At 64.7% G+C, this 16,304-nt stretch carries 16 protein-coding genes and 2 pseudogenes; 8 read left to right on the top strand and 10 right to left on the bottom strand.

What is annotated here, in order from left to right:
- The 3 genes from ACHQ4I_RS08060 to ACHQ4I_RS08050 form a co-directional block, all read right to left on the bottom strand.
- On the bottom strand, nucleotides 1-748 hold a 748-nt coding region (locus tag ACHQ4I_RS08060), incomplete at its 3' end, for a polysaccharide deacetylase family protein (RefSeq protein WP_420771057.1).
- Entirely contained in the window at nucleotides 745-1,872 is a 1,128-nt protein-coding gene (locus tag ACHQ4I_RS08055) for an oxidoreductase (RefSeq protein WP_420771056.1), read from the bottom strand. The genes ACHQ4I_RS08060 and ACHQ4I_RS08055, both read right to left, overlap by 4 nt.
- Nucleotides 1,859-2,500, bottom strand: coding sequence for a DUF1989 domain-containing protein (locus tag ACHQ4I_RS08050; RefSeq protein ID WP_420771055.1), 642 nt, complete (start codon nucleotides 2,498-2,500; stop codon nucleotides 1,859-1,861). The genes ACHQ4I_RS08055 and ACHQ4I_RS08050 overlap by 14 nt, the downstream gene beginning before the upstream one ends.
- A gap of 154 nt (nucleotides 2,501-2,654) precedes the next feature.
- On the opposite strand from ACHQ4I_RS08050, the gene ACHQ4I_RS08045 reads away from it, so the two are divergent.
- Nucleotides 2,655-3,989, top strand: a complete 1,335-nt coding sequence (locus tag ACHQ4I_RS08045) for an amidase family protein (protein WP_420771054.1) — start codon at nucleotides 2,655-2,657, stop codon at nucleotides 3,987-3,989.
- Nucleotides 3,990-4,111: 122 nt separating this feature from the next.
- On the opposite strand, the pseudogene ACHQ4I_RS08040 reads toward ACHQ4I_RS08045, so the two are convergent.
- Nucleotides 4,112-4,312 (bottom strand): annotated as a pseudogene (locus ACHQ4I_RS08040) (acyl-CoA dehydrogenase family protein); the annotation flags it as partial.
- Between the two features lie 389 nt (nucleotides 4,313-4,701).
- Between ACHQ4I_RS08040 and ACHQ4I_RS08035 the strand changes: the two are divergent.
- Complete coding sequence (locus tag ACHQ4I_RS08035; RefSeq protein WP_420771053.1) at nucleotides 4,702-5,169, top strand: F0F1 ATP synthase subunit delta/epsilon; 468 nt, start codon at nucleotides 4,702-4,704, stop codon at nucleotides 5,167-5,169.
- A 330-nt stretch (nucleotides 5,170-5,499) separates the two neighbouring features.
- Here the strand turns inward: ACHQ4I_RS08035 and ACHQ4I_RS08030 are convergent, their stop codons facing one another.
- Together ACHQ4I_RS08030 and ACHQ4I_RS08025 are read right to left on the bottom strand one after the other, a co-directional pair.
- Nucleotides 5,500-5,823, bottom strand: coding sequence for a hypothetical protein (locus ACHQ4I_RS08030; RefSeq protein ID WP_420771052.1), 324 nt, complete (start codon nucleotides 5,821-5,823; stop codon nucleotides 5,500-5,502).
- Between the two features lie 37 nt (nucleotides 5,824-5,860).
- Nucleotides 5,861-6,286, bottom strand: a complete 426-nt coding sequence (locus tag ACHQ4I_RS08025) for an Hsp20/alpha crystallin family protein (protein WP_420771051.1) — start codon at nucleotides 6,284-6,286, stop codon at nucleotides 5,861-5,863.
- A 147-nt stretch (nucleotides 6,287-6,433) separates the two neighbouring features.
- Here ACHQ4I_RS08025 and ACHQ4I_RS08020 point away from each other — a divergent pair, with 147 nt between their 5' ends.
- Together ACHQ4I_RS08020 and ACHQ4I_RS08015 are read left to right on the top strand one after the other, a co-directional pair.
- Nucleotides 6,434-6,802: a MerR family transcriptional regulator gene (locus ACHQ4I_RS08020; RefSeq protein ID WP_420771050.1), complete on the top strand. Its 369-nt coding sequence runs from the start codon at nucleotides 6,434-6,436 to the stop codon at nucleotides 6,800-6,802.
- A gap of 601 nt (nucleotides 6,803-7,403) precedes the next feature.
- Nucleotides 7,404-8,471 (top strand): annotated as a pseudogene (locus ACHQ4I_RS08015) (RNA polymerase sigma factor); the annotation flags it as partial.
- A gap of 81 nt (nucleotides 8,472-8,552) precedes the next feature.
- Here the strand turns inward: ACHQ4I_RS08015 and ACHQ4I_RS08010 are convergent.
- The 3 genes from ACHQ4I_RS08010 to ACHQ4I_RS08000 all read right to left on the bottom strand — a co-directional run bounded on the left by ACHQ4I_RS08010 (nucleotide 8,553) and on the right by ACHQ4I_RS08000 (nucleotide 11,329).
- Nucleotides 8,553-9,623 (bottom strand): fatty acid desaturase family protein, encoded by a 1,071-nt coding sequence (locus ACHQ4I_RS08010; RefSeq protein ID WP_420771049.1) that lies wholly within the window; start codon nucleotides 9,621-9,623, stop codon nucleotides 8,553-8,555.
- Between the two features lie 616 nt (nucleotides 9,624-10,239).
- Nucleotides 10,240-10,383, bottom strand: a complete 144-nt coding sequence (locus ACHQ4I_RS08005) for a hypothetical protein (RefSeq protein ID WP_169811382.1) — start codon at nucleotides 10,381-10,383, stop codon at nucleotides 10,240-10,242.
- 217 nt (nucleotides 10,384-10,600) lie between these two features.
- Nucleotides 10,601-11,329 (bottom strand): TetR/AcrR family transcriptional regulator C-terminal domain-containing protein, encoded by a 729-nt coding sequence (locus tag ACHQ4I_RS08000; RefSeq protein WP_420771048.1) that lies wholly within the window; start codon nucleotides 11,327-11,329, stop codon nucleotides 10,601-10,603.
- Nucleotides 11,330-11,678: 349 nt separating this feature from the next.
- Here ACHQ4I_RS08000 and ACHQ4I_RS07995 point away from each other — a divergent pair, with 349 nt between their 5' ends.
- Nucleotides 11,679-12,062: a DUF5994 family protein gene (locus ACHQ4I_RS07995; RefSeq protein ID WP_420771047.1), complete on the top strand. Its 384-nt coding sequence runs from the start codon at nucleotides 11,679-11,681 to the stop codon at nucleotides 12,060-12,062.
- Nucleotides 12,059-12,553 (top strand): DUF5994 family protein, encoded by a 495-nt coding sequence (locus ACHQ4I_RS07990; protein ID WP_420771046.1) that lies wholly within the window; start codon nucleotides 12,059-12,061, stop codon nucleotides 12,551-12,553. The genes ACHQ4I_RS07995 and ACHQ4I_RS07990 overlap by 4 nt, the downstream gene beginning before the upstream one ends.
- A gap of 17 nt (nucleotides 12,554-12,570) precedes the next feature.
- On the opposite strand, the gene ACHQ4I_RS07985 is transcribed toward ACHQ4I_RS07990, so the two are convergent.
- Nucleotides 12,571-13,662 carry a glycosyltransferase family 4 protein gene (locus tag ACHQ4I_RS07985; protein WP_420771045.1) on the bottom strand — a complete coding sequence of 364 codons (1,092 nt, stop codon included), beginning with the start codon at nucleotides 13,660-13,662 and terminating at the stop codon, nucleotides 12,571-12,573.
- A gap of 300 nt (nucleotides 13,663-13,962) precedes the next feature.
- Between ACHQ4I_RS07985 and ACHQ4I_RS07980 the strand changes: the two genes are divergently transcribed.
- Both ACHQ4I_RS07980 and ACHQ4I_RS07975 read left to right on the top strand, forming a co-directional pair.
- Nucleotides 13,963-15,090, top strand: a complete 1,128-nt coding sequence (locus tag ACHQ4I_RS07980; protein WP_420771044.1) for a glycosyltransferase — start codon at nucleotides 13,963-13,965, stop codon at nucleotides 15,088-15,090.
- Nucleotides 15,087-16,097, top strand: a complete 1,011-nt coding sequence (locus tag ACHQ4I_RS07975; protein ID WP_420771043.1) for a glycosyltransferase — start codon at nucleotides 15,087-15,089, stop codon at nucleotides 16,095-16,097. The genes ACHQ4I_RS07980 and ACHQ4I_RS07975 overlap by 4 nt, the downstream gene beginning before the upstream one ends.
- Nucleotides 16,098-16,304: the final 207 nt, after the last annotated feature.

Genomic DNA, 16,304 nt, shown 5'->3' with positions numbered 1-16,304 from the left:
CCTGGGCATACGAGATGAGGTTGCGCAGAGCCATCATCCGGCCCGGCCGTCCGGTGAGGAACGGGTGCATACACACGTTGAACAAACAGCCGTAATGCCGCATCCCGTCGAGTTCGGCGCGCCACATCCGCTCGACCTTGACCGGTGATTCGATGACCGAGCCGATACGCGGATCGGGAAGATACGCGTACTGCTCCCAATCATCGAGCGACCAGTGCACCGGCAGCTCCACCACCGGCGCGTGCGTGCTGTCGACCAGGTACGGCCGGTCGTCACCCATCAGCGATGAGTCGTAGGCCAGCCCGTATTCGGCAACCAGACCGATGGTTTCACGGCTGGCGCTCCACATCGCCGCACGATGTCCGGCGATGTCGATGCCCTGTGCGGCGAAAACATCCAGTGCGCGGACGAAATCCGCGCGTTCGGCGCCAGGTGGCAACGAGGTGGGCGCACGGTGACTGTAGGAGTGGTGCGCGACCTCGTGCCCGCGGTCGACGATCGAACGGGCCAGGCCCGGACGCTGCTCGGCCACCCAGCCCGGCACGAAGAACGTTGCGGGAATGGCCATCTCATCGAGTAGATCGAGGATCCGCGGGACGCCTACATCCGGGCCGTAGGACTGGTGTGACATCACCATGGGATGGTCGGCGTAGTGGCGCCCTTCCGCGAGAATGGGCGTCTCCGCGTCGACATCGAAGGTGAGTGTCGCCACGGCGGCGGCGCCGCGGGTCCAGTCGCGATCGCTCATTTGCCGGTTCGTGCGCGCCATGCCGCAGCACAGTCCAAAGTGGCCATGGGATGCAGCATCTCATGGTCGAACGGAGCCAACGGCGCCCCCGTCTCGACCCGGCGCGGCAGGTCCGGATTCGCCAGCGCACCCTGACCAAGGGACAGCACATCGGCGTGCCCGCCGGTCAGGACATCGGCGGCCTGGGGGAGCGCGTGCATGCCACCATTGGCGATGACCGGGCGGCCGGACACCTCGCGGGCCAGCTGCGTGATGGTCGAGCCGCTAGGGAAACGCGAGGTCTCGATGAAATCCCTACCCTCACTGGCGATGTGCAGATAGCTCGCGTCGGACAGGGCCGCGAAGACGACCCGCGCGTCGGCATCGGCCCCGGGCCAGCGGTAGGTGAAGTCGTTGACCTTGGTCTGCGACAGCCGCACACCGACCGGGAAATCACCGAGCGCATCACGCACGGCCCGCAGCACGCGCACGGTCAGGCGGATCCGATTATGCACTGGACCGCCGTAATCGTCGGTGCGCTGATTGGTGTAGTCGGTGAGGAACTGGTCGAGCAGATAGCCGTTGGCCGCGTGAATCTCGACTCCGTCGAAACCCGCCGCTCGGGCGTTCTCGGCGGCGGCGGCGTATCCGGTGATGACATCGTCGATATCGCGCACGGTCATTTCCCGGGGCGCGTTCCACGCTCCGCCGACGCCGCCGTAGTCGGCCATCATCTGCCCGCGCGGCTGAACGGCCGACGGTCCGATGGTCTCGAAGCCATAGGCGTTGCCCTGCGAGATGGCTCCGGCGTGCATCAACTGCGCGACGATCGGGCTCCCGGCGCCGTGCACGGCGTCCACCACCGCACGCCATCCGGCGATGTGCCCGGCGGTGACCAAGCCGGGCTGATTGAAATAGCCCTGACTGTGGGCGGCATCCGGGTAGATGCCCTCTGTGATGATCAAGCCGAATCCGCCTGCCGCGTACTCGCGGTAGTACTCGGCCATCTGCGTGGTCGGCGTGCCGTCGGGTTCGGCGGAGATGCGTGTCATCGGTGCGACGGCGAACCGGTTGCGCAGCTTCAGCGAGTCGAGGCCGAACGGCTCGAGCGCGGGATGGGCTAGTTCGAGTTCAGTGGTGGTCATCGTTGTTCTCCTCGGTGGTCGGGGGCAAGATGGTCAGGGCCAGCGGGGTGGGTCCGGCGCCATTGATGACGTTGTGGTCCTGCGGGCAGGACGAGACGACGACGATGCAGGCCATGTCCGCGCGGAAGGTGATCGAATCCCCGGGCGCGGTGGCGGCCTCGAGCCAGGACAGCTCCCCGTCCGCGGCGACGGGGATGCGCATGAAGACGTTGATCGGCTGTGGAATGAACGGCAGGGCCGGGTGTCCGAGGTCGGCCATCGCTTGCCGCAGATTGTCCGCGCAGCTGGCGTGGCTCGGATCGCCATATGCCGCATAGCGTTCCGGATCGCAGGCGGCGATCAACATGTCGTGCCGACCCGGGGATGTGTCGGCCAGATAGGTGAGGATGGGGCGCCGCCGGTTGGTCACGAAGGGTTCGCCCAGCTCGGGGAACAGGCGGCTGATGTGGGTGCGGGTGTGCGAGGCGCTGTGATGCTCGGTGACGTCATCGATGTTGTAGGCGAACACATCGCCCACTTGGCCGCCGGCCACATCGGTGATCTGCAATCGCTCGCCTTTGCGCAAGGTCACCGACCGGGCCTGCCTGGCCGGTATGGTCACCGGCTCGGGGTAGCTCAACGCTGTCATGCCGCTCAGTCAACAGAACGGCCGCGGCCAATGAGAATGGATATATACACATACTTCGGGCAACTGAGTAGATGTTCACACATACCCGCGCGGATGCCTGCGCGATAGCGTGTGCTCTATTCGTTCCGGACCCGAGCATCTGGAGTACCTACCAATGACTACCGCCACCGCAATGGCGCAGGCCCTCGCGAGCGGCGAGACTACGTCGGCACAGCTGGTTGCCGCCGCGGTCGAGCGTGCCCGGCATCCTGATTCGGCCGCGGTGATGATTACCGTCACCGGCCAACGTGCCCGCTACCAGGCCGAGGCGTGCGACCGCCGCGCCCTGCGCGGCACCCGCCGCAGCAGGCTCGACGGAGTCCCCATCGTGTGGAAGGACGTGTTCGACGTCCAAGGCACCGTCACGACCTGCGGCTCGGCCAGCCACCTCCACGATGAACCCGCCGCCGTGGACAGCCACCTCGTGCGTCGCGTGCACGACAGCGGACTTGTCACCATCGGCAAAACCAATCTCAGCGAGTTCGCCTTCTCGGGACTCGGGATCAACCTCTGCTTCGGTACGCCCGTCAACCCCGTCGACCCGGAGCTGATCCCAGGCGGATCGTCCTCCGGATCCGCGGTCGCGGTCGCTCGCGGGATCGTTCCGCTGGCGGTCGGGACCGACACCTCCGGATCTGTACGCGTGCCCGCTGCCCTGTGCGGCATCGTCGGATACCGCGCCAGCCCGGGCAGATATGGCCCCCATGACTTCGCGCCGCTGTCCACAACACTCGACAGCGTCGGCGTGTTCGCGACCACCGTCGAAGACCTCGCCGCTCTCGACCGTGTGCTCGTCCCCGCCCGACTCGGCCGTAGCCGGTTACCGCCGCGGTTCGTCGTCCCCGCGGGCGAATGGTCCGAAGACGTCGCGGCGGAGATATCCGACGAGTTCGACCGCGCTGTCGCCGAACTCCGTGCCGCAGGCGCTGACGTTCAGATCCGTCACATGCCTTCGCTATCGAATGCCCAGAACCTGATGGACGACAACGGAACGATCGTCGGCGCCGAGGCCTTCCGTCTGCATCGCCACCGGCTCGACTCGACGATGCCGATCGAACCCGCCACCCGGCGCAGACTCGAAACCAACACCCATACAGGCGATTCCATCGCCCCCGTTTATGCTGCGATGTCTGCCTTGCGTGCCGAGTTCGCCGCCGACCTCGGTGGCGCCACGCTCCTGTGCCCCACCGTGCGCCGCATCCCACCGAGCACAGCCGCCCTCCAGTCCGACTCAGATTGGTACGACAGTGCCAACACCGCCGTCCTGCGCACCACCATGATGCTCAGCTACCTCGGCAGTTGCGGCATCACCCTGCCCACACCCGCCGCGCGGCCCGGGCCCCGGACGGGCATCCTCCTTTCCCGACCCTCTGACGACGACATAACCCTTTTCGACTGCGCGGCCTGGGTACAGCGCGTCACGACCTCGGCTACCGGAGGAGTGCGGTAGCACCGCCGCACCGGTGACGGTGGCTGAGCGGTGGCACCCTGTCGATCATCTGAGCGGGGGAACCGGAAGTTCGAGTCCCCCTCGGCCCACAGATCGGGAACATTTCCTATGTGACGTTGGACGTCGTCGGCCCCGCGGAAGGCGTGCAGGTGGGCGGTGTCGATCCTCATTGCGGCCTCCGCGATCAGCATTTGGGAGGCAACGGAGTCGGCTTGCCGAGTGATAGTCGAGTACCCCAGTGGTCTTTCGGCGGCCTTGGAACGAACCAAGCCCAGCGCGGCCCGGCCGAGGCCCAGTTGTGGACCGATGGTCCCCAGGACCATGAATGATGTGATGGCCGACCGGTACAGGGGCGCATCGGGATGCTCCGCACTTAGCTGGTCGGTAGTGAGGTGTGATCGAAACGCAGGTTCGACGTAGTCGAAAAGACGGTGAGCGATTCGGGTTTCGCAACCGCGGTGTGAGTGCTGCTGATGTTTGGTTGTATTCGTGGCTGCGGGTGCCGACACTACCTGTTCGAGCGTTTCGGCGTCGAAAGTGCGGCAGCGCGGTGGGACCCAGATTGCCGAGGCGGAACCGAGCCTGATTTCAACCGTTTCGCTGCCGCTGATTCGGGTAGGTGCTTATCCGGGCACGGATCTCGTTGTGACTCGGTGCGAGTCCAGCCCACGCGCCGGAAACGACCTGGCGACTTATCGGAAGAAGGCCCATCATGCGGCGAAAGTCCGGCCCCGAGATGCGGCAGCGTAGCTCTGGCACATTGACGGTCACACTGTCGGTACCCGGCTACCACGAATTCGTCTTCCGCGCCGACTCGATTCATGTCCCCACCGTCGATGGTGCACGCGTGATCGAACCCGGACACCGTCGACTGGACATCGCAGTCGACGTCGGAGTGCTTGCGGTGCGTGCTGGCGTTAAGGAGTGGCTGGCCGCGTTGCACGGCGGACGGCTGCGGGCCGACGACGACCAGGTTCGTCTCGTGGCCGAGACCGTGGAGTTCGCCGAGCGCATCGATGTGGGCCGAGCGCGCGCAGCGCAAGCCGATGCCGCGCAGCGGCTGGAGGCCGATCATGCGGATACCGATGCCCATGCTGCCTTGCGGCGCGCGAATCTTCGGCTGGCGGTCGCGGCCCGCGTTCACCCTGATCCGGGCTCGTGCGCTGTTTCACCGGCCTGAACCCGGACACCCCGCCTGACGGATCGGATCGACCGACGGCGTGACCGTGATCGCTAGCCGCCGACCTTTCCGGAGGCTTTCCCTACCGCTCGAGTTGGCTGCTGCGATGGGGAGAGGGCGGGCGGGGTGGGTCCGGATGCTGGTTCCGGCCCACCCCGCGGCAAGGAAGAGCGACGTGACATTCGATAGATTCCGCGATGGCGGTGAGGTGCCCGCTGGTGCCACATGTGTGGCGGTGCGTAGCAACCCGGTTAGGCCGGGTTCGCGAACGCGGGAGGTTGATGGGCATCGCCGCCAACGCCGTTCATTCCACTGTTTCGGATACGGGCATCACCTCGCTTCGATTGTGGTTGATTCTGCTGTTCGGATCGCGCCAGAGCCATCCCAGCGCTGCGGAGGTCCGCGCTGAGTGGCTCGCCCTATCGCGGGCCGGCGCCCGGTCATCTGGTCGAGGTTCGCCGACGCGACGGCCCTCGCCGGTGCCCGCTGCCCGGGTACCGGCGTTGGCGTACCCGGGCGGACCAGCAGCGGTGTGCGGGCTTCGCACAGGATCTGTTCGACCTCGGCGAACAACGGCTCTACGTCGGGATCGAGGATCAGCAGCTGCGCATCGAGGGTGTCGAACGGACCTACGCCGGTGGTGTTCGTGGTCATGACGCCGCCTCCTGGGAGAAGCGCCGGGACGAGTGGGTCAGGCGTTGATGGCCTGCTGCCTGCCGTGATCGCTGTGTTCGATTTCGATCTTGCGGGGCTTTGCTTTCTCCGCGACCGGGATCGCCAGGCGCAGCACACCATCGGTGTAGTCGGCGCGGATGTGGTCGGTGTCCAGGCCCTCGCCCAGGAACAACTGGCGGCTGAACACGCCGCGGGAACGTTCCGCGGCAATCATCGACCGGCCCTGATCCAGCTCCGGGCGGGATGCTCGCACGGTCACCACGTTGCGCTCGATATCCAGATCCAGGGACTTCGGATCGATGCCGGGCAGATCGAACTCCACCAGGAACTCATCGCCCTCGCGCCAGGCGTCCATCGGCATTACCGCGGGACGGGCCGCCGTGCCGAACACCTGCTGCGTGAGACGGTCCAGATCACGGAACGGATCGGTACGCATCAGCATGGTCGCCACCTCCAACACACTCCATTCTTTCTAGGTTGGATCAGATAACCTGTGTCATCTGACATAGATTTGTTGTAGCACTCTCGACAGATGAGTGCAAGCACCTAGAATAGAAAACCTATAAGCAATGCAGAGATGAGGACGAGGATGCAGCAGGAGCCACTCTCGGGATCGCATCTGCCTGATCCGGGGCAGGCGGTGTACTCGATCTCGGTCACCGCGGATCTGGCCGGGATCGGAGTGCAGACGCTGCGGCTCTACGAGCGTCACGGACTGATCACCCCCGCCCGCAGCGACGGTGGCACCCGCCGCTACAGCAGCGACGACCTCGTCCGGCTGCACCGTATTGTCGCGCTGACCGCGACGGGAGTAAACCTCGCCGGCATCGCGCGCATCCTCGACCTCGAAGACGCCAATGCCGACCTACACACCGAAAACGACCGACTACGCCGCAACGCCGACCATCGACATCGCATTGACGTGCCACTCCGGCCAGGCGATGTAAGGCGCATCTGAATTCGCAACCACACGGCTACTCGATCCGGGAGCGCTGGCGCGCCTTATGTCGGCATTCGGCACCCCATCGTCGATCGCGCGATGCAGAAGTGCGCGGATCTCGCTGATACTGAGGGAGCCTCGCAGCCGATGATCCATTTCGACGGCGATCCGGCGAAGCGCCGCACGAGTTGTTTCGGCATCGCCAGCCCGAGCGCTCTGGGAGAACCCCGCTCTCGCCTGCCCGCGGTGGGCTCGTCTGACCGTCATCCTCCGATTGATCGACCCCGACGATCCCGACGCTCAGACATTGCTGCTCGACGTTTCCAACGCGCTGATGCATCATCGCCTCAGCACCTGGACCGAGGAAGACCACCCCGCACTACGCGAGGTGCAAGGGTGGGAGGTTGCCCTCCCTACCGCCCACCGCACGGCGGTCCTCCGTACTGATCACATGGCAGATCGCCCCGAAGCGTAGTGGAAGGTATGGGCTGGGGCCGGTAGTCGCCTCACTTCGTCTGTTGACCAGTACGCTGGTCATTGGTCCCGGTCATTGCCGAGCCGCTCGAGGCCTCTCTGCGGTCCTGTTTCTCGAATCGCGATGCCGCCCGAATCACTCGGAGAGGCGAATGTGGCAACGACCGCAGGCGAAACAAATGATCAAGATTCCCCTGACACCTTGGCGGAGCAAGATGACGCTGCGGACGACATCTGGGATGAGGACGAGTCTCCGGCGCTGCGTCGGGCGCGCAAGGAAGCCGAGTTCACCGCCGGTGGGGACTCGACACGCGCGTATCTGAAGCAGATCGGGCGAGTTCCCCTACTCTCCGCGGCCGAGGAGGTCGATCTCGCGATCCGGATCGAAGTCGGTCTATATGCGGTGCAGAAACTGCAGGCCGAATGCGAGGGGCCCTCGGGTCCCACGATCGCACGTCACCGAGACCTGACCTGGATCGTACAGGACGGCATCGCGGCCAAAGATCATCTGCTCGAGGCAAACCTGCGGCTGGTGGTGTCGATCGCCAAACGGTACACCGGGCGGGGCATGGCCTTCCTCGACCTGATCCAGGAGGGCAATCTGGGTCTGGTGCGGGCGGTCGAAAAGTTCGACTACAGCAGAGGATTCAAGTTCTCGACCTATGCCACATGGTGGATTCGCCAGGCGATTTCTCGCGCCATGGCCGACCAGGCCCGCACCATACGAATCCCCGTGCACATGGTGGAGATCATCAACAAGCTCGGGCGTGTAGAGCGCGAACTGCTTCAGCAGCTGGGCCGCGAGGCAACAGCCCAAGAGCTTGCCGCAGAATTAGGTATTACACCCGCGAAGGTTCTCGAGGTTCGGCAAATAGCACGGGAACCGATCTCGTTGGACCAGACGCTCGGTGACGAGGGCACGACCCAGTTCGGCGATTTGATCGAGGACTCCGAGGCTGTCGTAGCCGTCGAGAAGGTAGCGTTCACCCTGCTGCAGGTGCAGTTGCGGTCGGTACTCGACACGCTCAGCGAGCGCGAAGCCGGCGTCATGCGCCTGCGTTACGGCCTGAGTGATGGGCGGCCTCGAACGCTCGACGACATCGGGAAGGTCTACGGCGTCACCCGTGAGCGGATCCGGCAGATCGAGTCGAAGACGATGTCGAAGCTACGTCACCCATCGCGGTCACAGCTGCTTCGGGATTACCTCGAATAGAGGGCAATTGTCCTGCGGACGGCAAGGCTTTCCGACATGCTGGATGCCGGGTTCAGCGGCCTGCAGACATCAGGCGCGGTTTCATCCGGCGTTCTGCTGTGAGCCGGCGGTGCGCAGGGGTGCGCCGACGTGGTGCAGGTGCTTCAGTGCCTCGTGGTAAGAGGAGATCAGCCCGGTCTCGTGGTATGGCACGCCGATTTCGGCGCAGTAGTCGCGAACGATCACCTGGGCGTGACGCAGGTTCGGTGTCGGCATGCTCGGGAACAGGTGGTGCTCGATCTGATAGTTGAGTCCGCCGAGGGCGAGGTCGGTCAACACGCCGCCCCGCACGTTGCGGGAGGTCAGCACTTGCCGGCGTAGGTAGTCGGGGCGCTCGTCGCCGGTCAGAGTCGGCATGCCCTTGTGGTTCGGGGCGAAGATGCAGCCCATGTACAGGCCGAACAGCGCTTGGTGGACAGCGAGGAACGCGAAGGCTTTGTCGGCGGGCAGAACCGCGAACAGTGCGGCCAGATAGGCGGCGAAGTGGCCGAAGAGCAGCGCGCCCTCCAATCCGCGGTGTTTGATCGATCGATTTCTGAGTGCACGGGCACCGGCCGCATGCAGGTTCAGGCCCTCCAGCATCAGTAGCGGAAAGAACAGGAATGCCTGCGCCCTCCCGATGAGACGAGCCACGCCACGACTGGCCCGCGCCTGCCGCTGTGACCAGACCAGAATGTCGGGCGCGACATCGGGGTCGAGTTCCTCGTGGTTCGGGTTGGCGTGATGTCGGGTGTGCTTGTCCTGCCACCAGCCGTAGCCCAGGCCTATGCCGGCGTTGCCGACGAGTCGGCCCACGACCTCCGTCGGCCGCCGTAGCCGGAAAACTTGACGGTGCGCGACATCGTGCATGACGAGGGCGACCTGAGCGCACGTCACGGCCATGAACGCCGCGACCACGAGCGTCCACCACGAGTCCCCGACGAGGACGAACGCCGCCCAGCCGGCCGCGAACGCGATCCCGACGAGGCTCAGCCGGACCGCGTAGTAGACGGGACGCCGGTTCATCAGTCCCGCGTCGGAGATCCGGCGCAACAGACGGGCGTAATCACCGTCGGGGCCGCTGCGCCGCGATGATCGTGGAAACAACTCGGGCGCCAAGGCTGGTGTCGTCATAGATCTTCCTGAGAGCTGGGTCGTAGATGCCACATTCGGCCGTCCTCAATGCCGACCCGAGGCTGTGACTCGAGTGGGAACCGCTCGGTGCGTCGGTTCGGAGGTGACGATTCGAAGCTATCGGCCCGATTCTCGTTCGATGTAATACCTTGGTATGACATGGGTTCGGTCTGCGATGTGATAACAAGCGCACACCGCAGACCAGCCTCGGCGGGCCGGGTGCCGGGCGGTCGACACGCGAGATCGACTGCGGCGCAAAACATCCGGAAGCGCCGATTATTGTGCGCCGTCCTGATGCTTCTGGCAGGCAGGCGGCGCGATCGTGCTGCGAATCCGCCAGGCCCGCCGATCGTCGCGAACTACCATCGGTACCTTCGGATTCAGGAAGGGAGCCTCGGACCTCCGTCAGATCGCCGGTTGCTCCACGGTCTCGGGCGATCGCCGCCGGACTCATACCGTACGCGGTGCGCGTGGGGTCGCCGAGCAAGGATCGAGCGCGTCCCCAGTGGCTCGACGAGTCCGGGGAGATTCGTTCGTCGACTTGGCAGGACGTCGATCTCCCCATATCGGAGCTGAGCCCGTGAGGGCTGAGCTCCGATGCCGCATAGGAGTATGTCTACTTGCGCTTCTTGTCCCTGTTCTCCAAGGCTTCAACGCCGGATTGAGCGGCGGCTGACTTGGCCTTCTTCTCCGCTCGTTTCTCCTTGATCGATTTCCCCTGCTTTTTGGACATCGTGCTACGCGGAGATTTGTCGGACAACTGGGCATCCTTTGGTTGCAAGACCTCGGCGGTCTCGTTCCCTCGACAGTACGCCCCCCCCGGGGAGATTCCGGCCCGGAGCAGGGCGAGGCGCGCTGGCATTCGAGCGTTTCCTCGACGAGCGCGATCATCTTCGGCGCTGCGGTGCCGAGAGGATGAGCAACGCCCTGTCGACGCGGGGAATCCGAAGGCGGGGCGGGGTTCGAGCGGCAAACGATCATTGGTCTTTGCTCGGCAGCGTTGCCGCGAGTCCGGTGAGCAGAATATCGAGACCTCGTTCGAGTTCGGTGGCGCCGTCGTAGCCCACCAGCGCCGGGGCGAGCTCGCGCAGCAATGGGAACTCCGTGATGGGTAGCCGATGCAGTCCGAGGCGCAGTACCTCGTCGGTTTCCTCGGGTCGCTCCACGATCTCCTGCAATTCGTTGAGGACGTGACCGTAGAGAAAGCCGAACAGTGCACGGTAGATGTGCAGAGCGTCCGCACCGGAAAATCCGGCACGGGTGAGCAGTGCGAGGATGTCCTCGAGCGGACGGACCACCGCCTGGGGGCGCAGCCCTAACGGCGTCGCCAACGGCCGGGTCACCAGCAGCGGTACCGCCTTCGGATGGGCCAGTGCCAAGCGTCGGAAATCGCGTGCGATCACCCGCAATTGGGCGGCCCAGTCCGCGTCGGAGGCATCGACCGACAACTGCGCGAAGACGACTTCGGCGATGCCGTCGAGCACCGCGGCCTTGTTGGCCACATGCCGGTAGACCACCATCGGATCCCGTCCCACCGCGTCGGCCAGCCGCCGCATCGAGAGTCCGTCGATCCCGTCTCGATCGACGATCTCGAGTGCCGCGTGCAACACCGTTGCCCTGTTCACCGGACCGCCGCCCCGGGCTCCGGTGACCGTGGCGTGCCGCCCGGATCGGAAGTTCGTGTGACTGGTCGGTGGTTCGGTCATTTCGGCAGTTTTCTCCAGTACTAGCAACGCCGGTGTATATGTCCCGATCGTAGACCTACAGCGTTGACATTACGACATAATCGGCGTCTACTGGAAGAAGCAACAGATCTGAGGATCTGATGCGGTCGCACTTGGATCGGTGCTCATGTTCGCCGGCACCAACGGCCACCCCATCCGCAGTCGTCGCCACCTCTACTGACCGTCCAGACGGCACGCGCACCGTCGCGCATTCCCGCGACGCCGATCAATCGGCGGGCACCACAGCCGAAACAGGAGCGCCAACATGGCACCGAAAAAGATCCGCTCACCGTCCCCTCGACATCGCGTCGCACCGGAATACACACTTCGATTGAGCCTGAAGCCGAAGGCCGAACGCGATGGATATATCGATGGCGCCTGGTGGCCCCGTTCCGGCGTACTCCCCGCCGAACTCCCAGATCTGCTGGCAGTCCTATCAGTGGGGCTCGGACCGGTCTGGCGCGTCGTCTATGATCCCGCGTGCTGGTCACGCACACCCCAGCAAATAACCGTCGACAACCACGTGGTCCGACTCGATCCCTATCGCTTCGAGCGGTGGAACACAATGTTCGTCTTCGGCCGTGACAGCGGCTTGATCGTGCTCCGGGTAATCCCGTCGGCCACCGCCGAGGGTACCGCGCGCGCGGCCCTGATGGCCGCCGTCGAGCCCGAACCGGCGACCCTGGCCGCCGGTGGAATCGAGACCAGATCATGACTCACATCAAGGCGCAGCGCCCGATAACCAATCACCGCGACATGGTCGGGGACATCGGCCCACCCCCATGCGACCTGCAACCGTTCCGGACCCCTACCCGCACGCCACGTCTGCTGCTGCGTCGAAGCGGCTCTAGTTCGGGGCAGGTCGACGGCGCGTGGTGGCCGTGGACGGCCAATCTCACCGCTGAACTGCACGATCTGATCAGCGTCCTTACCCCACGCCTCGGCGCGACCGTGCGAATCGGCTTCGGCTGGAACGCGGTTAGTCTCGCCCAACGCCGCATCGACGGCGATGACGGCATCCGGTTGTACGGGCCGGGTGCTGCACAACCACACGATGTCATGCACATGGTCGGCGCTGGCGGCACTCATCTGGCATTGCTGGTCATTCCTGCCGACACCCCGCCCGATCAAGCGAACAAGCGAATGCGGTGGGCATCACGAACCGAGACACCGAACCAACTCGGCATCCAGTCTGAGAACCAGTAGCCTTGGGGCACTGTCGATTACAGTCCGGCGTGGGAGAACAGGCCGGGTGAGCCGATGGCCTGTTGCGGTGCCGGCTCGGCCGATTCGGCGCGACGTCCGCAATCTCGTACGATCCGTGCGAACAGAGCTAGATAGGCATCGATCATGCGGTCAGCGGTGAAGCGTTCGAAGACGTCGTCTCGGCAGGCGGAGCGGTCGATTCGCTCGATATCCGATACCGCCGCGACGGCACCCGCGACATCGGCGACGAGGAATCCGGTGCGACCGTGGCGGATGATCTCCGGCATCGAACCCAATGGTGTTGCGATGACCGGTGTCCCGGTGGCCATGGCTTCGACGACCGACAGGCCGAACGGCTCGGCGAAACCGATCAAATGCAGTAGTGCTCGGGCACCTCCGAGTAGCGCGTCCCGCTCTGCCGGACCGACCGGACCGAGGTAGGTCAAATCGGTGCTGGTGAGATGCGGTTCGACCGCCGATCGGAAGTACTCCTCGTCTTGGATCACGCCGGCGATGATCAATGGCAGTCCGGCCTGCCGCGCTACCTCGATCGCCAGGTGCGTCCCTCTATCCGGATGAATTCTGCCCAGAAATAGCAGATATTCGCCGTGCTCGGGCCGAAATGTGAACTGGGTGAGATCGATACCGTGATGAATCGTCGCTGCATAGCGCAGAGCCAGGTCGCGATCGGCGTCGGAGATTGCCACATAGTGGGCGATGTCACCGAATTCCCGATAAACCGGAACAATTTTCGGTGAGGAGAAGCCGTGAATCGTCGTCACCATCGGTGTCGACACCAGCCTGCTGTAGGTCAGCGGCATGAAGTCGAAATGGTTCGCGAGCACGTCGAACTCACCGGCTCGCGCGAATGCCGTCGAATTATGCAGCGCTTCGTAGACTTTCGCATCCGCACCGGCCGTCACTTCGTATCCCGACGGTACGGCGGAGACCAGCCGTGCCGACGTCTCGGAGTCCGCCGTCGCGAACAGTGTGACGTCGTGCCCACGCGCGACAAACCCCTCGGCCAGCGTCGAAGCGATTTGCTCCCACGGACCATAGTTTTTCGGAGGTGTACGGTGTGCGACCGACGCGATAACGCCGATTCTCATAAAATCCTCGATTACTGGCGGCAAAACCGCCGAGAGTCGCCCCAGATCTGGGCGAACATGATGCGCCGATCATATCACACTAATTTTGGCCGATCCGACTGTTACGATCGAGGCCTGGTTGCCGATCCCTCCGTGTGTTGTTCCCGGAACGGATTCTCAAGCGTTTTCAGCGCAACACGATCAGCCAATTGAGTGGCTGCGGACAGCGGCACCGTGGCGCTGCCTCGAAGTAGAAAGGCTGGCGTAGTGTCGGCTCGATCCTATGGCGTTCTGAGTACCTATTCGCCGACCCAGTGCGGGTTGACGACCTTCACCGGCGCACTCGTCGATGCGTTGACCGCACCCGGCGAAATCGATTTCGTGTCGGTCGATTTCGAGCGTCGCCCAGCCATCGGCGTCGTCTCCGTGGTCGACAGTCCGGATCCGACACCGCCCCCCGAGGTGGCACATCAGTGGGAGCGCAGCGACCACCGCGGTGCCGCTGCCGCGGCTATCGCGCTCAACCGCTTCGATATCGCGATCATCCAGCACGAATACGGCATCTACAGTGGGCGAGACGGCGTCGACGTCCTCGAAATCATTCGCGCCCTTCGCGTTCCGGCCATCGTCGTGCTGCATACGGTGCTGGTCACCCCGACACCACACCAGCGGATGATCCTCGAGCAGCTCGCTGGCAATTGCGCGGCCGTCGTCACCATGACGAACACGGCTCGCCGACGACTCATCGACCACTACGCCGTCGACCCGGCCAAGGTCCGGGTGATTCCGCACGGTGCCACCGACAATCGCTCCGGACAGCCCGGCGACCAACACCAGCCGATCTCCCGGACGCCGATAATCCTGACCTGGGGCCTGCTCGGCAAGGGGAAAGGCATCGAATGGGGCATCGACGCGATGGCCCACATCGCCGACTTGCGCCCGGCCGCACAATACCGGGTGGTGGGACAGACACATCCGAGAGTGCTTGCGCGCCATGGTGAGTCCTATCGCAGCGGCCTCGTCGAGCGCGCTCGGCGCTGCGGCGTCGCCAATGCCGTGCACTTCGACGCCCGCTACTTGTCCAACGTCGAGCTGTACCGGCTCATCAGGCAGGCTGATGTCGTTCTGCTGCCCTACGATTCGCGTGAGCAGGTGACGTCCGGCGTGCTGATCGAGGCGGTCGCGGCGGGCAAACCGGTGATATCGACCGCCTTCCCGCATGCCGAAGAACTGCTGTCCAGCGGCGCGGGCCTGCTGGTCGATCGAGAGTCGCCGACCGATATCGCCGCCGCACTGCGCCGCGTGATCACCGAACCGGGCCTTGCGGCGAGCATGGGTGCCGAAGCGAAACGTATCGCACCCGAACTGCTGTGGACTTCGGTAGGACGAAAGTACCGGGAGCTGGCCACGGAAACGCTGCGGGCCGACAGGAAGCTGGCCACGGCATGAATACCATCACCATCTCCTTCGCGCACCTCTACCGACTCAGCGACGAGTGCGGCATCTTCGAACACGCGAAATTCACCACACCACGCGTCGAAAACGGATACTGCGTCGACGATGTCGCACGCGCACTCGTGGTGGCCGTTCGCGAGCCCGAGCCGAGCGAACAACTACTCGACAACACCGGCGTGTATCTGGACTTCATCATCGCGGCACTGAGCGAGGACGGAAGCTGCCACAATCGTCGGGGCACAGACCGGAGTTGGCAGGACGAACCCAGCCTCGAAGATCACTGGGGCCGCGCACTGTGGGCACTCGGCTCCGTCGTCGCCCGCCAACCCGATCTGGCGCAGATCGCGTTGGCGCACTTCACCATCGGGGCACAACGGCGATCCCCTTATCCCCGGGCAATGGCCTTCGCCGCGCTCGGCGCCGCCGAGGTGCTGCGTGTCCAGCCGGGAAACACACAAGCACGTGAACTACTGGCCGCCGCCGCCACCCGGATCGGCCCGCCCACCCGCCGTCTCGACTGGCGCTGGCCCGAGCCACGATTGCACTATGCCAACGCGGTGCTGGCCGAAGCGCTCCTCGCGGTCGGCACATTGCTGCCCGGACAGGGCCGCGTCTATGCCGATGGACTCGCGATGCTGCGCTGGCTACTCGAGATCGAAACCTCGGGTGACCATCTATCGGTCACCCCCGTCGACGGCTGGGCGACCGGCGAAACCCGGCCCGGCTTCGACCAGCAACCCATCGAGGTCGCGACCCTGGCGGACGCCTGCGCCCGCGCCTACGACGACACCGGCGACCAGCAGTGGAAGGATGCGGTACTGCTGTGTGAGGCGTGGTTCCGCGGCACGAACGACGTCGACACTCCCCTGATCGACCCGGTCAGCGGCGGCTGCTGCGACGGACTCGAGCACACCGGCCGAAACGAGAACCAGGGCGCCGAGTCGACGCTCGCGCTGATCTCCACGCAGCAACAGGCGCGCCGACTCACCCTGGCCGGGTAGTGGCCAAACCCGCCGATCCCGTCCGGCGCAGTACCTGCAACTTTCTTGACGCCAGAATGTGGTAGTGATCGAGCCGACACAGGGTCGCAGTCTCGCGGTCGCGGCACTAGCTGCCCCTACACCAAAATCGGTATGTAGCGTGCGTTCGGCTGGTTGCGGATGGCCACGGCATGTTGATCTTTCGCCACCCGCTCGCCGGTCCGCACG

Source organism: Nocardia nepalensis (assembly GCF_048910785.1).
GTDB classification, from domain to species: Bacteria; Actinomycetota; Actinomycetes; order Mycobacteriales; family Mycobacteriaceae; genus Nocardia; species Nocardia nepalensis.
This window is presented reverse-complemented; position numbering and strand designations above follow the sequence as displayed.

Coding starts and splice junctions, on each gene's coding strand:
- ACHQ4I_RS08050 (WP_420771055.1), bottom strand. CDS start 2,500: ATGACAGCGTTGAGCTACCCCGAGCCGGTGACCATACCGGCCAGGCAG.
- ACHQ4I_RS08020 (WP_420771050.1), top strand. CDS start 6,434: ATGCAGCAGGAGCCACTCTCGGGATCGCATCTGCCTGATCCGGGGCAG.
- ACHQ4I_RS07985 (WP_420771045.1), bottom strand. CDS start 13,662: ATGAGAATCGGCGTTATCGCGTCGGTCGCACACCGTACACCTCCGAAA.
- ACHQ4I_RS08055 (WP_420771056.1), bottom strand. CDS start 1,872: ATGACCACCACTGAACTCGAACTAGCCCATCCCGCGCTCGAGCCGTTC.
- ACHQ4I_RS08030 (WP_420771052.1), bottom strand. CDS start 5,823: ATGACCACGAACACCACCGGCGTAGGTCCGTTCGACACCCTCGATGCG.
- ACHQ4I_RS08025 (WP_420771051.1), bottom strand. CDS start 6,286: ATGCTGATGCGTACCGATCCGTTCCGTGATCTGGACCGTCTCACGCAG.
- ACHQ4I_RS07990 (WP_420771046.1), top strand. CDS start 12,059: ATGACTCACATCAAGGCGCAGCGCCCGATAACCAATCACCGCGACATG.
- ACHQ4I_RS07975 (WP_420771043.1), top strand. CDS start 15,087: ATGAATACCATCACCATCTCCTTCGCGCACCTCTACCGACTCAGCGAC.
- ACHQ4I_RS08000 (WP_420771048.1), bottom strand. CDS start 11,329: ATGACCGAACCACCGACCAGTCACACGAACTTCCGATCCGGGCGGCAC.
- ACHQ4I_RS08035 (WP_420771053.1), top strand. CDS start 4,702: ATGCGGCGAAAGTCCGGCCCCGAGATGCGGCAGCGTAGCTCTGGCACA.
- ACHQ4I_RS08045 (WP_420771054.1), top strand. CDS start 2,655: ATGACTACCGCCACCGCAATGGCGCAGGCCCTCGCGAGCGGCGAGACT.
- ACHQ4I_RS08010 (WP_420771049.1), bottom strand. CDS start 9,623: ATGACGACACCAGCCTTGGCGCCCGAGTTGTTTCCACGATCATCGCGG.